Source organism: Saccharothrix algeriensis, assembly GCF_016907655.1.
Lineage (GTDB): Bacteria > Actinomycetota > Actinomycetes > Mycobacteriales > Pseudonocardiaceae > Actinosynnema > Actinosynnema algeriense.
The window spans coordinates 4,255,467-4,270,083 of sequence record NZ_JAFBCL010000001.1 but is presented as its reverse complement, the minus strand read 5'-3'; the positions used below and the strand labels follow the sequence as shown (position 1 = coordinate 4,270,083).

General features: G+C 71.9%; 13 protein-coding genes and 1 pseudogene. 5 read left to right on the top strand and 9 right to left on the bottom strand.

What is annotated here, in order from left to right; genetic code table 11:
• Window positions 1-38: 38 nt before the first annotated feature.
• Complete coding sequence (locus JOE68_RS19600; RefSeq protein WP_204843754.1) at window positions 39-1,424, bottom strand: eCIS core domain-containing protein; 1,386 nt, start codon at window positions 1,422-1,424, stop codon at window positions 39-41.
• Between the two features lie 929 nt (window positions 1,425-2,353).
• On the opposite strand from JOE68_RS19600, the gene JOE68_RS19595 reads away from it, so the two are divergent.
• Window positions 2,354-4,483, top strand: a complete 2,130-nt coding sequence (locus tag JOE68_RS19595) for a putative bifunctional diguanylate cyclase/phosphodiesterase (RefSeq protein ID WP_204843753.1) — start codon at window positions 2,354-2,356, stop codon at window positions 4,481-4,483.
• A 45-nt stretch (window positions 4,484-4,528) separates the two neighbouring features.
• Window positions 4,529-5,371 (top strand): S1C family serine protease, encoded by an 843-nt coding sequence (locus tag JOE68_RS19590; protein WP_204843752.1) that lies wholly within the window; start codon window positions 4,529-4,531, stop codon window positions 5,369-5,371.
• On the opposite strand, the gene JOE68_RS19585 is transcribed toward JOE68_RS19590, so the two are convergent.
• The gene (locus tag JOE68_RS19585; protein ID WP_204843751.1) at window positions 5,364-5,579 is read right to left on the bottom strand and encodes a hypothetical protein; all 216 of its coding nucleotides are present in this window, start codon (window positions 5,577-5,579) and stop codon (window positions 5,364-5,366) included. The genes JOE68_RS19590 and JOE68_RS19585 overlap by 8 nt on opposite strands.
• A gap of 114 nt (window positions 5,580-5,693) precedes the next feature.
• Here JOE68_RS19585 and JOE68_RS19580 point away from each other — a divergent pair, with 114 nt between their 5' ends.
• A complete protein-coding gene (locus JOE68_RS19580; RefSeq protein WP_204843750.1) occupies window positions 5,694-6,545 on the top strand; it encodes a helix-turn-helix domain-containing protein in 852 nt (283 codons plus the stop codon).
• On the top strand, window positions 6,542-6,721 hold the full coding sequence (locus tag JOE68_RS19575; protein WP_307819757.1) for a DUF397 domain-containing protein: 180 nt from the start codon (window positions 6,542-6,544) through the stop codon (window positions 6,719-6,721). The genes JOE68_RS19580 and JOE68_RS19575 overlap by 4 nt, the downstream gene beginning before the upstream one ends.
• A gap of 18 nt (window positions 6,722-6,739) precedes the next feature.
• Here JOE68_RS19575 and JOE68_RS19570 read toward each other — a convergent pair whose 3' ends face one another.
• From JOE68_RS19570 to JOE68_RS19555, 4 genes are all read right to left on the bottom strand, one after another.
• On the bottom strand, window positions 6,740-7,192 hold the full coding sequence (locus JOE68_RS19570; protein WP_204843748.1) for a hypothetical protein: 453 nt from the start codon (window positions 7,190-7,192) through the stop codon (window positions 6,740-6,742).
• Window positions 7,193-7,546: 354 nt separating this feature from the next.
• Entirely contained in the window at window positions 7,547-8,779 is a 1,233-nt protein-coding gene (locus tag JOE68_RS19565; protein ID WP_204843747.1) for an SAM-dependent methyltransferase, read from the bottom strand.
• A gap of 25 nt (window positions 8,780-8,804) precedes the next feature.
• Window positions 8,805-10,136, bottom strand: coding sequence for an FAD-binding oxidoreductase (locus JOE68_RS19560; RefSeq protein ID WP_307819756.1), 1,332 nt, complete (start codon window positions 10,134-10,136; stop codon window positions 8,805-8,807).
• A gap of 197 nt (window positions 10,137-10,333) precedes the next feature.
• On the bottom strand, window positions 10,334-10,846 hold the full coding sequence (locus tag JOE68_RS19555) for an isochorismatase family protein (protein WP_204843746.1): 513 nt from the start codon (window positions 10,844-10,846) through the stop codon (window positions 10,334-10,336).
• A gap of 130 nt (window positions 10,847-10,976) precedes the next feature.
• Here JOE68_RS19555 and JOE68_RS19550 point away from each other — a divergent pair.
• A pseudogene (locus tag JOE68_RS19550) lies at window positions 10,977-11,504 on the top strand (enoyl-CoA hydratase-related protein); the annotation flags it as partial.
• Window positions 11,505-11,584: 80 nt separating this feature from the next.
• Here JOE68_RS19550 and JOE68_RS19545 read toward each other — a convergent pair.
• The 3 genes from JOE68_RS19545 to JOE68_RS19535 form a co-directional block, all read right to left on the bottom strand.
• Window positions 11,585-12,076 carry a hypothetical protein gene (locus tag JOE68_RS19545; RefSeq protein WP_204843744.1) on the bottom strand — a complete coding sequence of 164 codons (492 nt, stop codon included), beginning with the start codon at window positions 12,074-12,076 and terminating at the stop codon, window positions 11,585-11,587.
• 121 nt (window positions 12,077-12,197) lie between these two features.
• On the bottom strand, window positions 12,198-12,803 hold the full coding sequence (locus JOE68_RS19540) for a TetR/AcrR family transcriptional regulator (protein WP_204843743.1): 606 nt from the start codon (window positions 12,801-12,803) through the stop codon (window positions 12,198-12,200).
• A gap of 659 nt (window positions 12,804-13,462) precedes the next feature.
• A complete protein-coding gene (locus JOE68_RS19535) occupies window positions 13,463-14,617 on the bottom strand; it encodes an acyl-CoA dehydrogenase family protein (protein WP_204843742.1) in 1,155 nt (384 codons plus the stop codon).

Here is a 14,617-nt window from a genome sequence, read left to right as displayed (position 1 = left end):
GAGCCCGGCCCGGTGGATCCGGCGCCCGGTCACCCCGGCTACTGGTCCAAGGGCTCGATGACGATCGTGATGGCGTTGCGGGTGAAGTACTCGCCCTGGCGGGTGTGGAAGCTGTTCGGGGCGTGCTCCTGCTCCCCGGAGCTGACCTCGTAGATGTAGAAGTTGCCCTTCTGGTCCCTCTCCTCGGCATCCTCCTCGCCCGCCGACACCTCCAGCGTGATGGCGTCCCGCCCGTCCCTGGCCACCACCGCCGCCGCGTGGTACGGGTAGCGCGATTCGTTCTGGGGCACGTTGCCTTGGTAATCCGTCTCGACCACGGCGAACGCCTGCCCGACGCCGGGGGACTCCTGGTGGTTGTCGCCCATGCGGCTGCCGGCGTGGGCCGTGGCGGCGGCGATGTTCTCCGCGTCGGAGTTCCCGAAGGGCGTGTTCGTTCCCGCCACCCGGGAGTTCAGGTTGCCCTGTTCGAGCCACCGCTCGTGCATCACCTCTTCCGCGGTGTGCAGGCAGTCCTCCAGGAACTTCGAATTCGGCTCGTACTCGGTGTACTGCGCGCCGTTGTACGTGTTCGTGTTGCCGGTGGCGCTGCAGTAACGGGGTGCGGGCGCGCCTTCCCGGACCCAGACCTCGTCCGCCAACCACTTGCCGTTCAACCCCCCGCGCAGGATGTACTGCTCGTTCTCCGAGATCCGCCCCTTCCACTTGGTCCCCGTGCTCCACCCGACGCGGTTCACCTCCGTGAGGCGCTGCACGGCGGCGTGCCCGGCGGCGGCGTGCCCGGCGGTGGGGTGCGGCCCGGTGTCCGGGGAGCGCTGGGCGGACATGGTCCGCCGGGCGTTGTCCTCGGCGGCCCGCTCGAAGCGGTCCGAGGGGTCGCTGACCCGCAGCCCGGTGCCGGTGTCGGTGCCGGCCACCGGGCCGGAGCGCTGCTGGAGCACGTGGGTCAGCTCGTGGGCGAGCGTGTGCCGGCCGGCCGCCGACGACGGGTTGTAGCGGCCCTGCTGGAACACCACGTGCGAGCCGGACGTGAACGCCTCGGCCCGCACCGACTCGGCCGCGCGCGACGCCGCGGCGTCGGTGTGCACGCGCACGTCGGAGAAGTCCGCGCCCATCCGGCTCTCCATCTCCTCGCGCACCGGCTGGTCCAGGGCCTCGCCCGACTTGCGCAGCACCTCGTGCACCGCGGAGCGCTGCACGTCGGCCCCGTCGACCCCGTCGGCCCCGTCGACCTCGGCGCCGCCGAGCAGCCGCGCCACGGCGGTGTTGCCGACGACGCGCTGCAGGGCGAGGACGCCGTCCGGGGACGGCCCCGCCGGGCCGACCGCGGCGGTGGCCTCGGCGGAGCCCCGCTGCGGCGCCGGGACCTGCGCCCGGCCCCTCTCGTGGCGGCGGTCCGGCTCGTGCTCGTGTGCGGTGTGCGACATGTGCTTTCCCTTCGCGGTCAACGCTGCGCCACCCGGGTGCGGACCAGGGTGGGGGACGCGCCGCGGCCGGAGGAGGGCCGCCAGGGCAAGGTCTTCCCCTGACCGAGGGAAGAAAGGGCATCCCGGGCGACGCCGTTGCGGGCCGAGCCACGAGTACGTCCCCCGCTGCGGCCAGGGCGCTTCGCCACCCACCTCGACGACGGCCGGGAGTCGCCGTGCGCGCGGACGACGACCGCCTGCCGAAGGTGGAAAAGCCGCTCGAACCGCGCGATTCCAAGATCGGAAACAGTGTTTTCGCCGTCTTCGAGGCGACCTCGCAGAAGGAGAGTCGCCTCTGCCCCGAAGCCGGTAAACCCGCCCGCGGAGCGCCCGCCTCCACCGGAACCGCCGCGGCATTCCCCGATCCTCGACAACGGCACATCGACGTCGCGATGAGCACGATCAACGGATCGCGCCGCGGCCGACCAGCGCAATCGGGAGTTCCTCCGCGAGTTCGAGCGGCTCGGCGCCGGATTCGCCCCGCCGAAGGGCCCGACGCGCGCGACGACCTTCCCCGCGGCGGTCGACGGACTCTCCGAAAACGGCTCCCACCAGCGGATTCCGGACCAGCGGGGTGCCCGGGGCCCGGCCGTCCCGCGGTCTGCGACCAACCCGCCGGAACACCCCCGGGCCGGGTGGACCGGGGCACTTCGCCGGACCCGGTCCGCCCACCCGTCCCACCTTTGACTACCGGCGGGTAACTCGATGATCTTGCGCCGACTCGGCGTCCGGCCAGTATGCTGCGCGGCAACCAACGGGCGGTTCGTACACCCATTCGAGTGACCTCGATTCGGGAATGCGCACGTCGGACTATCGCGGAGATCCGATTCCACGCGATAGGACGTCGGCCGGACGGCCCTCTGACGATTGGCCCCGCGAGCTGAATGAAGATGGTCGAACACGCAGGTGCCGCCGCACGCGCCGAAGCCGGGTCCGCCCCGAACGCCCGCGACGAGTTCGCGCGGCGCTGGGCGGCGGCCGTCGGCTCGTCCGTCCTGGCCTGCCGGCCCGAGCTGCGGGCGGCGCTCGCCGGGTTCGCCGACGACCTGCACGCCGCGCTGGCCCACGACGCGCACCCCGCGGCGGCCGTGCACCGGGTGGGCCGCGAGATGGTCGAGCACGGCTTCGTCTCGGCCGACGCCCTGGAACGCTCGCTCGCCTTCCTCGGCGAGCACCTGCCGGCCCACTTCGGCCTGCCGCCGGACCGCACGCACCGGCTGATGGCCGTGCTCGGCGGGGTGGCCGCCGGGTACAGCGAAGCCCTGCGCGACCGCACCCTGGACCAGCAGGAGCTGACCAAGTCGGCCGCCATCCGGACCATCCACGAGGCCGAGGCCGCGCTGCGGGCCAGCGAGGCCAAGTTCCGGGCGGTGTTCCGCACCTCCGCCGTGGCCATCGCGCTGACCGGGGCCGACGGCGCGGTGCTGGACTTCAACGACGCCCTGCTGACCATCCTCGGCTACTCGGCCGAGGAGCTGGCCGGGATGAGCGGGCGCGACATCGTCCACCCCGACGACCGGGAGACCGCCGCGGCGATCGGCGGACCGCTGGACTCCGGCGCGCGCGAGCACGTGCGGACCGAGCTGCGGCTGCTGCGCGCCGACGGCGAGGTCGTCAACGTGCTGGTCGCCGTGTCGCTGGTGCGCGACGAGAAGGGCGAGCCGTCCTACTACGTGACCATGGTCGAGAGCCTGGACGAGGTCCGCGCGCTCCAGACCCAGCTGGTCCGCCAGAGCCTGAACGACGTGCAGACCGGGCTGCCCAACCGGGCGCAGTTCCTGGGCTGGCTGGAGGGCGCGGTCGGCAGCAAGGGCCCGGCCTCGCTGGCGCTGGTGGTGTTCGACGTCGACGGGTTCCGGGTGATCAACGACGCGTTCGGCCACGAGGTCGGCAACCGGATCCTCACCGTCGTGGCCGGGCACCTGCGGGCGGTGTTCGGCCGGGTCGGGCGGCCCGCCCGGATCGGCCCGGACGAGTTCGGCGTGCTCATCCACGACCCGGCCGACGTCGCGACCGTCGTGCGGCTGGTGGAGGAGGCCGTCGACCTGCTCGCCGAACCGGTGTGGGTGGGCGACGACGGCATCGGCGTGACCGCCAGCGTCGGCATCGTCGTGGAGCCCGCGCGCGGCGGCGACGCGGCGGAGCTGCTGCGGTGCGTCGACGTGACCCTGCGGTGGGCCAAGGACGACGGCCGGGCGCAGTGGGCGCTCTACGACCGCGCCCGCGACCGGCGCGACCGGCAGCGGCTGAAGCTGGCGGCCTCCATCGCGGGCGGCCTGGAGCAGGGCGAGTTCCGGGTCGACTACGAGCCGGTGCGCTCGCCAGCCGACGGCTCGCTGGTCGCCGTGGAGGCGCGGCTGGGCTGGGACCACCCCGAGCACGGCCTGCTCGACCCGCGGGCGCTGGCGTCGCTGTCGGCCTCCACCGGGATGGCCGTGCGGCTCGGCCGCTGGGCCGTGGAGCAGGCGTGCCGGCACGCCGGGCGGTGGCACGCGCGGTTCGGCGCGCGGGCGCCGGCGCTGGCCATGGACCTGACCGCGCGGCAGTGCCAGGAGCCGGAGCTGGTCGCCGACGTCCGGCGCGTGCTGCGCGAGAGCGGCCTCCCGGCGGCCAAGCTGCGGTTCCAGCTCGGCGAGCAGCTGGCCGCGCTGATCACCGAGGACCAGGCGGAGGAGCTGGCGATCCTGGCCGAGCACGGCGTGCGGTTCGTGCTGGACCAGAGGGGCGGCGGCAACGTCCCGGCCGACCGGCTGCGCCGCCTCCCGCTGCACGGCGTGAAGTTCCACGGCGCCCTGGTGCGCGGGCTCGCGCAGGACGCCGACCCGGTCGACGCGGGCGCGGCGGCCGCGCTGCTGAACTGGGCGCGGACGCTGGACCTGCCCCTGTACGCGTCGGGCGTCGGCGCCGGGTCCGAGGCGCGGCGGCTGGCCGAGCTGGGCGTGGTCGGCGCGCAGGGCCCGCTGTTCGGCACGGCCCTGCTCACCGCCGACGAGGTGGACGAGCTTCTTGGCCGGTCCTAGGCGGGTGCTCAGGTCGTTCACAGGCACGCGCGCGAACCTGGGGGCATGACAGCACAGGACTTCCCCGCCATGACCGGCTCCCCGGCGGAGCCCCCAGCCGTCCCCCGGCCGCCGCGGCGGCGGACCGGGACGGTGGTGACGACGGCAGCGCTGGTCGCCGCCCTCTTCGGCGGCGTCACCGGGGGCGTGGTCGGGGCGATGAACGCGCCCGGCGCGGCGGTCGGCGCACCGGCCTCGTCGGTCGCGCTGCAGACGTCCGGGTCCACTGTGGACGTCAGCGCCATCGCGCAGGAGGTCCTGCCCAGCGTCGTGCAGGTGAACGTCGCGTCGGCGCAGGGCGAAGGGCTGGGCTCGGGCGTGGTCCTGTCGGCGGACGGCCGGATCCTGACCAACGACCACGTCGTGTCCGGCGCGCAGCAGGTGACCGTGACGCTCGACGACGGCCGCACCGTCGGTGCCACCGTGGTGGGGGCGGACGCGTCGAGCGACCTGGCCGTGCTGCAGGCGCAGGGCGTCACCGGCCTCACGCCGGCGACCTTCGCCGACTCCGACGGCGTGCGCGTCGGCGACCAGGTGGTGGCGATCGGCTCGCCGGAGGGCCTGCGGGGCACCGTGACCTCGGGCATCGCCAGCGCCCTGGACCGGACGGTGACCGTGCCCGGCTCGACCCGTCGGTCGAACCCCGTCAGCTACCAGGCCATCCAGACCGACGCGTCGATCAACCCCGGCAACTCGGGTGGGCCGCTGATCAACGCGGCCGGGCAGGTCATCGGCATCAACTCGGCGATCTACTCGCCGACCTCGGACAGCGGCGAGGCGGGCAGCGTGGGCATCGGCTTCGCCATCCCGGCCAACCAGGCCGAGCAGATCGCCGACCGGCTCACGTGACCGGCGCCATCTCCCGCAACGCCTCGCTGAACTGCGCCACGCACCGCTGAGCGACGTCGCGCGACAACAGCAGCTCGAACGAGATCGGGTCGCTGTCGAAGACCACGTACAGCTCCCGCTCGTCGGGCCGCGCGCTGGCCCGCACGGCGGCCCCTTCCGCCACCACCACCGACGCCATCACCGAGACGCCGGGCTCCGGAACTCCCATTCTTCCTCCTCCACTAGGCTGAACGCAGTAATTTTGCGAACGTGTGGTCAGCCTAAGGGTCACGTGCGGATTGAGGCATTGCCCTAGTAGGGTGATTCCAACGAGGAGGCTGGTATGGGAGACGCGGTGCAGACCATCCCGAGGCGCCTGCTCGGGGGTGAGCTGCGGCGATTGCGCCAGACCGCCGGCCGGACGCTGGACGAGACCTCGGCCGCGATCGGCAAGGACCGCAGCCAATTGATCAAGCTCGAAGACGGTCGGGCGAACCTCACCGCTGCGGTCCTGGAGCAGTTGCTCCTCTTCCTGGGCGCGAAAGCCGGTGACCGCAAGAGATTGCTCGCGATGGGCGTGGAAGCGCGCAAGCGCCAGCCCAAACGGGCCTACGTCGACCTGCTGCCGGGAGCGAACACCCGCATCGCCGACCTCGAATCCGACGCGACCACCATCCTGTACTACGGCCGTGGTGTCATCCCGGGCCTGCTCCAGATCCCCGAGTACACCGAAGCCCAGATGCTGGCGGGCGACGGGATCTGGTGGGAGACCTCCTATCAGGAGCGGGTCAACCGGGTGGCTTTCCGACTGGAACGCCAGAAGCTGCCCGCTACCAAGGAACACCTCTTCATCTTCACCGACGACGCCCTCACCACCAGGTACGGCGACTCCGAGGTCATGCGGCGGCAGGTCGAGCACCTCTTGAGGGCGGGCGAACAGCCCAACATCCGGCTCCGACTGCTCGACGCGACCAGTCCCGCCAACCCGTGTCCGACAGGCGAAATGATCCTCTTCGAGTTCGATGGCCGGACACCTCGTGTAGGACTGCTCCCAGTGGCTTACGGCCCGTCGACGTACCTGGACGAGCCGTCCGACACCGAGGCGATCGCACGATGCTTTCAGCGGCTTCAGGAACTGGCCTTCAGCGAGGAAGAATCACGGGCACGACTCGAAGCTGCACTGGAGGCACCGTGAACACGCACGACACCGGTTGGTTCAAGAGCAGCTACAGCTCTCCCGGCAACGACAGCTGCGTGGAAGTGCGGCTCACCACCGGCGCTGTCGGCATCCGGGACTCGAAGAACCCGCAAGGCCAAGCCCTGCGGGTCCCCCTCGGCCGGTGGAACGACTTCCTCGCGACGCTGGGCTAGCCCGGAGCAGGCGGCGGGTCAGTTGTGGCAGCCCATGCCGCTCTTGAACACCAGGATCGTGGTGACCGGGTCGCCCAGGAAGCCGTACCGCACGCCCCCGCCGAGGTCGACGGAGTTCCAGTTGGCGCCCTCGGACAGCGCCGGGTAGGTGGCGCGCACCTGCTCGGTGGTCGCGCCGGTCCGAACGCCCTCGGTGGTGCGCGCCCGGCCTTCGACGACGATGGAGGCGACACCCGTGCCGTCGTTCTGGACCCACACGGAACCGCCGCCCGACCTCAGCGGGTACAGCGCGCACAGCTCGCCGGCCGGCCCCTCCACCCCGCCGACCAGACCGGTGGCCGTCAGCTGCTCAGCGGTCATCCCCAGCCTGATCGCGCCGAAGCCCGAGTGGTCGATGAGCGGCGTCGGGTCGGCCCCGACCACCGTCACCGCCGGCATGGAGCCCTCGGGCGTGGCCGTGAGCGTGGCCACCGGTGTCACCGCTGACGTGACCGCGGGCGCGGACGTCGGTGCGGGCGTGGTGGGAGCCGACACCGTGGACGACGTGGCGGCGGGCGCGGCCTCCTGGGCCGTCCCGCACCCCGCGAGGGCCACACCCAGAACCGCACCCAAAACCGCGCAGACCTGCGCAGCACCGAGAACCTTCATCGTCTTTCCCCCTGACGCACGGACACGACGAGCCGCGGCGACGTCCGCGCCGGGCTGCCGTGCCGATCCCCTCGGCGGCCCGTTGGCCGCTTCCGGTACTAGGGATGCCCCAGCGGGCAGCTGGTTGCCGCGGCTCCGGTCACAGGTCGACAACGGCCCCCCGGCCGACCCGCCCCCTCAGGCCCAGTCCGGCCGCAGCGGCATCCGCGACGCCGTCCCGTCCGGCTTCACGCCCAGCACCTGGTGCAGCTGGATGTTGTTGCGCTCGAACCCCAGCCGCGACGCGGCCAGGTACAGCCGCCACACCCGCGCCCGCCCGAGCCCGATCTCGGCGACCGCCTCGTCCCAGTGCCGCTCCAGGTTGGCGCACCACGCGGCCAGCGTCAGGGCGTAGTGCTCGCGGATGTTCTCCTCATGCCGCACCTCGAAACCGGTGTCGTGCACGAGCGACACGATGTGGCCCGGCCCGACCAGCTCGCCGTCCGGGAACACGTACCGGTTGATGAAGCCGCCCGTCCGCGCGGGCCGGCGGTTGTCCGGGCGCGTGATGCAGTGGTTGAGCACCCGGCCGCCCGGCTTGAGCTTGCGGTGCAGGAAGCGGAAGTACGCGGGCAGCTTGGCCTTGCCGATGTGCTCGGTCAGGCCGATGGAGCTGACGGCGTCGAAGTCGCCCTCCCGCACGTCCCGGTAGTCCAGGTAGCGCACCTCGGCCAGCTGCGACAGGCCCGCCTCCGCGATGGCCTTCTGCGCCCACTCGGCCTGGTTGCGCGACAGCGTGACGCCCAGCGCCTTGACGCCGTACTCGCGCGCGGCGTGCATCACCATGCCGCCCCAGCCGCACCCCACGTCCAGCAGGCGCATCCCCGGTTCGAGCCCCAGTTTGCGCGCCACCAGGTCGTGCTTGGCGAACTGCGCCTCCTCCAGCGTGGCGGTCGCGGTCGGGTAGACGGCGCACGTGTAGGCCATCGAGGGGCCCAGCAGCCACTCGTAGAACGTGTTCGACACGTCGTAGTGGTGCGCGATGGCTTCCCGGTCGCGCGCCTTGGAGTGCCGCAGGCCGTGCAGCCTGCGCTCCTGCGGCGGGATCTCCACCCGGGAGCGCAGGCGCCGGCGGCCCAGCGTGCGCAGCAGTTCCAGCCGTTGCGCCCAGGGGACCTCGCGCAGCGACAGGTCCGACAGGTGGGCCAGGGCGTCGTGGACGTCGCCGACGATCTCCAGGTGCCCGGTGACGTAGGCGCGGGCCAGGCCCAGCTCGCCGGGTGCGGAAGCCAGGTAGGACAACGCCTCCGGGGACCGGATCTCGATGCGCACGCCCGCGCCTGCCGGCCCCGCGTGGCTGCCGTCGTACGCGCTGAACTCCACGGACGAGTCGCTCCCGACCGCACGTCGGAACACCTCGGCCAACCGCATGGGCCCTCCCCTTCAGCTCACCGGATCAACTGCGCAGGACACACTTGGCGTACAGGTCGGGGAGCCGGGAGGCCGTGTCGTACCGCTTCTTCAGGCTCCGGTACGTCTCGCCGTTGTAGTTGGCCCAGAACTCCTCTTCCCCGTAGTAGGAGTCCGAGTACAGCGACTTGTGCCCGCCCAGCTCGGACACCTTGCGCTCGATCAGCCTGTTGCGGCTGCCCATCCCCTCGTCCGGTCGCAGGTCCACTGTGGACCAGAAGCCGACGTTGACGTACAGCACGTCCGGGTCCATCGGGTACAGCGGCCAGCCCGCGCGGTCGCGCAACCGCACCGGGCACAGCCACACCGGCTCGATGCCGATCTCGCGGTGGAAGAAGTCGAGGAACTCGGCCAGCCGGTCGACCGGGATCTCCACGTCCTGGATCACCGGCTCCTGCACGGCCTTGCTCAGCTTCGCGCTGAAGCCGCGGCGCCGGTCCCACGCCACGATCCGGCGGTAGACGTCCGAGCGCAGGTAGCGCTTGGGCACCAGCCGCCGCACCAGCGGGTGCTGCACGCCGAACGCCCGCGAGCACCAGAACCAGTCGGTGTCCCACCGCCACAGGTAGTCCCGCGCGGTCAGGTGGTCGGTGCGGCGGGCCCGGACGGACCGGTAGTAGATGTGGCGGCCGGTGTAGTCCGAGCGGTCGGGCGCGGACTCCGCCCAGTTCGCCAGGGTCAGGTACTGCTCCCGCGCGGAGAAGACCGTGCCGTCCACGAAGTCCACCGGCTCGCCCCGGTACGAGCGCTCGGCGCAGACCTGCTCGATGGCCTCCGCGCACTCCCGCGCCGACCCGAACGGCACGTGCCGCAACCGGACGAACGGCTTGACCGGCTCCAGCTCGATCTCCAGCCGCAGCGCGTAGCCCAGGGTGCCGTAGGAGTTCGGGAACCCGCGGAACAGGTCGTCGGACGGCCCGACGACGACCACCTCGCCGTCGCCGGTCATCACCTCCAGCTCGCGCACGGACTCGTGCGGCAGGCCGTTGCGGAAGGAGCTGGACTCGATGCCGAGCCCGGCCACCGCGCCGCCCAGGGTGATCGTCTTGAGCTGCGGCACGACCAGCGGCACCAGGCCGTGCGGCAGGGTCGCGTCGACCAGGTCCTCGTAGGTCGTCATGCCCTGGACCTGCGCGGTGCGCGCGGCCGGGTCGACCGACAGCACCCGGTTGAACCGGGCCACGTCGAGCCCGCCGGGCTGGTCGGCGCGGAACCGGAACAGGTTCGACGTCGGCTTGGCGAGCCGGACGGGCGCGCCCGCCGGGATCGCCGCGTACTGGCCGCGCAGCGCGGCCACCGCCTGGCTGTGATCGCTCACGCGTCCGACGTTAGGCCGCGACGCGAAGATCAGCACCCCCAAAATCCGGCGGGTTTCAAGTTACCCCCCGGTAGTACCCCGTCGACCACGGTGCGTACCCCCATCGGGGTCGGTCGACCGAGCTGGTCGGGCGGGGTCCCGGGACCGCCCGAACAGGACCGAACCGGACCGATCAGGACGGACCGGTCACCGCCCGGTCAGCCCCGGCAGCCCACGCGATCCGGCTCGACCACCTCGACGCCGGCTCCGGCCAGCTCCCGCTCGACCCGCGCGGAGACCTCGGCGGCGGGCTCGTCGTGGTCGTAGGTGGCGTGCGCGCCCCGGACGAGCTGCACGGCGTGGCCGCGCCCGAGCGCGCCGAGCGCGGTTTCGCGGATGCAGTGCTCGCTCTGCATCCCCACCAGGACCACGGTCGCCGAAGACGGGATCAGCCGCCCGAGCGGGGTGCCCTCGAAGGCGTCGCACCGGTGCTTGTCGACGACGTGCTCACCGTCGCGGACCGGGTGCACGAGTTCCCAGCCCGCGGTGCCCGGCGCGTCCGGATCGCCGTCCCCGCCGTTGTTGCGGACGTGCACGACGGTCCACCCGGCCTCCCTCGCCCGGTCGAGGCACGCCTCGATCGCCGCGCCGACCGGGCCGGCGTGCGGGACGGGTTCGGGCGCGCCCAGCATGTTGCGCTGGACGTCGACCAGCAGCAGTGCGGTGCTCATCCGGCCATTGAACACGCAGCCGGCCCCGCTCGGCGCCGCGTTCGCCGGGATCGGGCGCGGGGCCGGACCGGTCGGTGGTCGCCGCGCGGTGAGGCTGCGGTGGCCACTGCCGCGCGGCAACGACCCCGGGTCGCCGGCCGGGCCGATGGGGCCGACGCGGCTGCGGCTGACCAAGCCGGTGATCGCGGCGGTGTCCGGCCACGCGGTCGCGGGCGGGCTGGAGCCGGCGCTGTGGTGCGACCTGCGGGTGGCCGACGAGGGCGCGGTGTTCGGCGTGCACTGCCGGCGGTGGGGCGTGCCGCTGGTCGACGGCGGGACGGTGCGGCTGCCCCGGCTGATCGGGCGGTCGCGGGCGATGGACCTGGTGCTGACCGGGCGGCCCGTGGGCGCGGCGGAGGCGTTGGCGATCGGGCCGGTCAACCGGGTGGTGCCAGCCGGGACGGCGCGGGCGGCGGCCGAGGGGCCGGCGCGGGAGATCGCCGCGTTCCCCCGGACGTGCCTGCGCGAGGACCGGTTGTCGCTGCTGGAGCAGGAGGGGCTGGACGAGCCGGCCGCGCCGGCCGACGAGCCGGCGCACGGCCTGGTGTCGCTGCGCGAGGCGGAGGCCGGCCTGCGCCGCTTCCTCGCGGGCGGTGGCCGGCACGGCGAGTTCGGCTGAAGGACCGCGGCGGCGACCCCCGCGGGCGGTGCGCGCGGGGGCCGCCGGGCGATCGGTCGTGGATCGCCCCCGGTGCGGGGTCAGAACGCGACGTGCACGTGGAACGACCGGTCCGCCGGGTTGCCCGCGGAGTCGAACGTCTGGATGAACAGGCCGTTCGTGGTGCCGGCCCGGCCGACGACGACGACCTCACCGGAGGGCGAGACGCCGACGTTGCCGGGGATGCCGACGGTCGCGACGTAGGCGCCGTTGACGATGTTGCTGCCCCCGAAGAAGACCTCGTAGGTGCCGGTGCCGAGCCTCGCCGCCCCGGAGGCGCCGAAGTTCTGGGCGGTCAGGGTGCCGTTGTCGACCACGGCGTACACCAGCTGCGGTGTGACGAGGGCCGACGGGCCCCCGGCCAGCGCCGCCTGCTGCTGGGCCGCCGCGCTCAGCGGGGGCTGCTCGGCGGTCGGCTTCGCCTGGTAGCCGGCCTGGCCGGCGGACGCCATCTGGGTCGCGCCGAACACGAGCAGGGCGATCGCGGCGAGCGCCGCGAGCACCCGGGACTTGACCTTGGACGGTTGGGACATGGAAAGTGCCTCCCCGAGTCGTTCCCGGTTTTCACCGGGGGACTCAGCGTCCCGTGCGCGCCGCGTTTCACACATGAATGCATTCGGATGCAGGTTTCAACAGTTTATTGGCACAACTGTCCTAAACGGTGCGCAACAACCCCGCAACCTGCGACCAGAGCCCGTCCAGGACGGAGGGGTCGTTGTGGAGCTTGGCGAACAGGACCGTGCCCTCCAGTTGGGCGAGGACGGCCTGGGCGTCGCGGCGGGTGGCGTGGGTGCCCTCACCCTTGGGGATGTGCCCGAGTTCGGCGGCTTCGAGCAGGGCGCCGTGCACCAGGGAGACCTGCTGGTCGAAGATCTCTTCGAGGCACTCGCGGACGGTTTCGTCCTGGGCGCCGAGTTCCAGGGCGAGGTTGGCGAAGAGGGAGCCGCGGACGAAGCCGCTCTCGCGCTTGCCGCGGTGCTGGGCGTCGGCCTGGGCCAGGAGGAGCCGTTCGAGCCGGTGGAGCGGGCGACCGCTCGACCGGAGGATCTCTTTCCAGAGGGCTTCCTCGGCGGCCCACGCGGCGCGCAACGCCTCCACCGCGAGGACCTGCTTGGAGTCGAAGAAGTGGTAGAAGCTCCCCTTGCGCACCCCGGCGAGCTCGCAGATCCCGGCGACGCTCATAGCGCCGTACCCCTGCCCGCGCATCAACTCACCGGCAGCGTCGAGCAACTTCTGCCGAGCATCACTGTTCCGCCCCATCCCCCCACCCTAGACGACCGGTCAACTACCCCCCGCAACCTCACCCCGAAAACACCCAGCCAGCCATTCCACCACAACAACCACAAAAACGAGACAACCGGTCAACTACCCACCACCACAACCCCAAAGGCAAGACGACCGGTCAACTAATAATGCGCGCGCACTTCATGCCAATGATCAAACCCCAAGACGGCCAGTCAACTACTTCCAACCGCCCTCGCCACTTCCCACTGAGCCCATTGCTTCCCAGCGAGCCCATAGCTTCTCAGCGAGCCCATTGCTTCCCAGCGAGCCCTTTGCTTCTCAGCGAGCCCATTGCTTCCCAGCGAGCCCTTTGCTTCTTAGCGAGCCCATTGCTTCCCAGCGAGCCCATTGCTTCCAGCCGCCTCCCACTGCTTCGCTCCGGCCATTAAGCGACAAGACGTCCGGTCAACTACTGCGTCGCAACCGCAGCCGGAGGACTCTGGCCGACTGCCGTGTCGTCACCGCAGTGGATGAGCGAGTTGGGCGGTCAACTACGGGGCGGTCGCGCCAGATGACTAGATGGTCGGTCAACTATGGGGGTGCGGGGTGGAGGGTGCAGAGGGGTGGGTTGGTAGTTGACCGGTCGGCTGGGGGTGTTTTCAGGCGACCGGTCAACTAACGAGTGGTTCAGCGGTTCAGTGCAGGCCCAGTTCGCGGGCGATCAGCATCTTCTGCACCTCGCTGGTCCCCTCGCCGATCTCCAGGATCTTGGCGTCCCGGTAGAAGCGGCCGACCGGGTACTCGTTCATGAAGCCGTACCCGCCGAAGACCTGGGTGGCCTCGCGCGCGTTGTCCATCGCCGCCTCCGACGACACCAGCTTCGCGATCGACGCCTCCCGCTTGAACGGCTCGCCGCGCAGCATCCTCGACGCCGCCTCGTAGTACGCCAGCCGCGCGATGTGCGTCCGCGCCTCCATCTCGGCGATCTTGAACTGGATCGCCTGGTACTCCCCGATCTTCCGGCCGAACGCCTCGCGCTCCTGCGCGTACTTCACGCACTCGTCCACGCACCCCTGCGCCAACCCGACCCCGATGGCCGCGATCGCCACCCGGCCCTCGTCCAGCGTCTGCAGGAACTGCGCGTACCCCCGCCCCCGCTCGCCGACCAGGTTCGCCGCCGGCACCCGGCAGTCCTGGAACGACAGCTCGCGGGTGTCCGACGCGTTCCAGCCGACCTTCGAGTACTTCCGGGACACCGAGAACCCCGGCGTGCCGGTCGGCACCAGGATCGCCGAGATCTCCGGCTTCCCGTTCTCCCGGCGGCCCGTCACCGCCGCCACCGTCACCAGCCCGGTGATGTCCGTGCCCGAGTTGGTGATGAACGCCTTCGTCCCGTTGATCACCCACTCGTCGCCGTCCAGCCGCGCCGTGGTGCGCAGCGCCCCCGCGTCGGAGCCGCCGCCCGGCTCGGTCAGCCCGAACGCGCCCAGCTTCTCCCCCGCGCACAGCGAGGGCAGCCACTCGGCCTTCTGCTCGGCGTCGCCGAACCGGTACAGCGGCATCGCGCCCAGGGAGACGCCGGCCTCCAGCGTGATCGCCACCGACGAGTCGACGCGCGCCAGCTCCTCCAGCGCCAGGCACAGCGCGAAGTAGTCGCCGCCCATCCCGCCGAACTCCTCCGGGAACGGCAGCCCGAACAGGCCCATCCGCCCCATCTTCGCGACGATCCCGTACGGGAACTCCTCCCGCTCGTAGAACTCGCCGATGACCGGGGCGACCTCGTCCCGCGCGAACTCCTCGACCGTCTTGCGCAGGGCTTCGTATTCCTCGTCAAGGCGGAAGTCCAACAT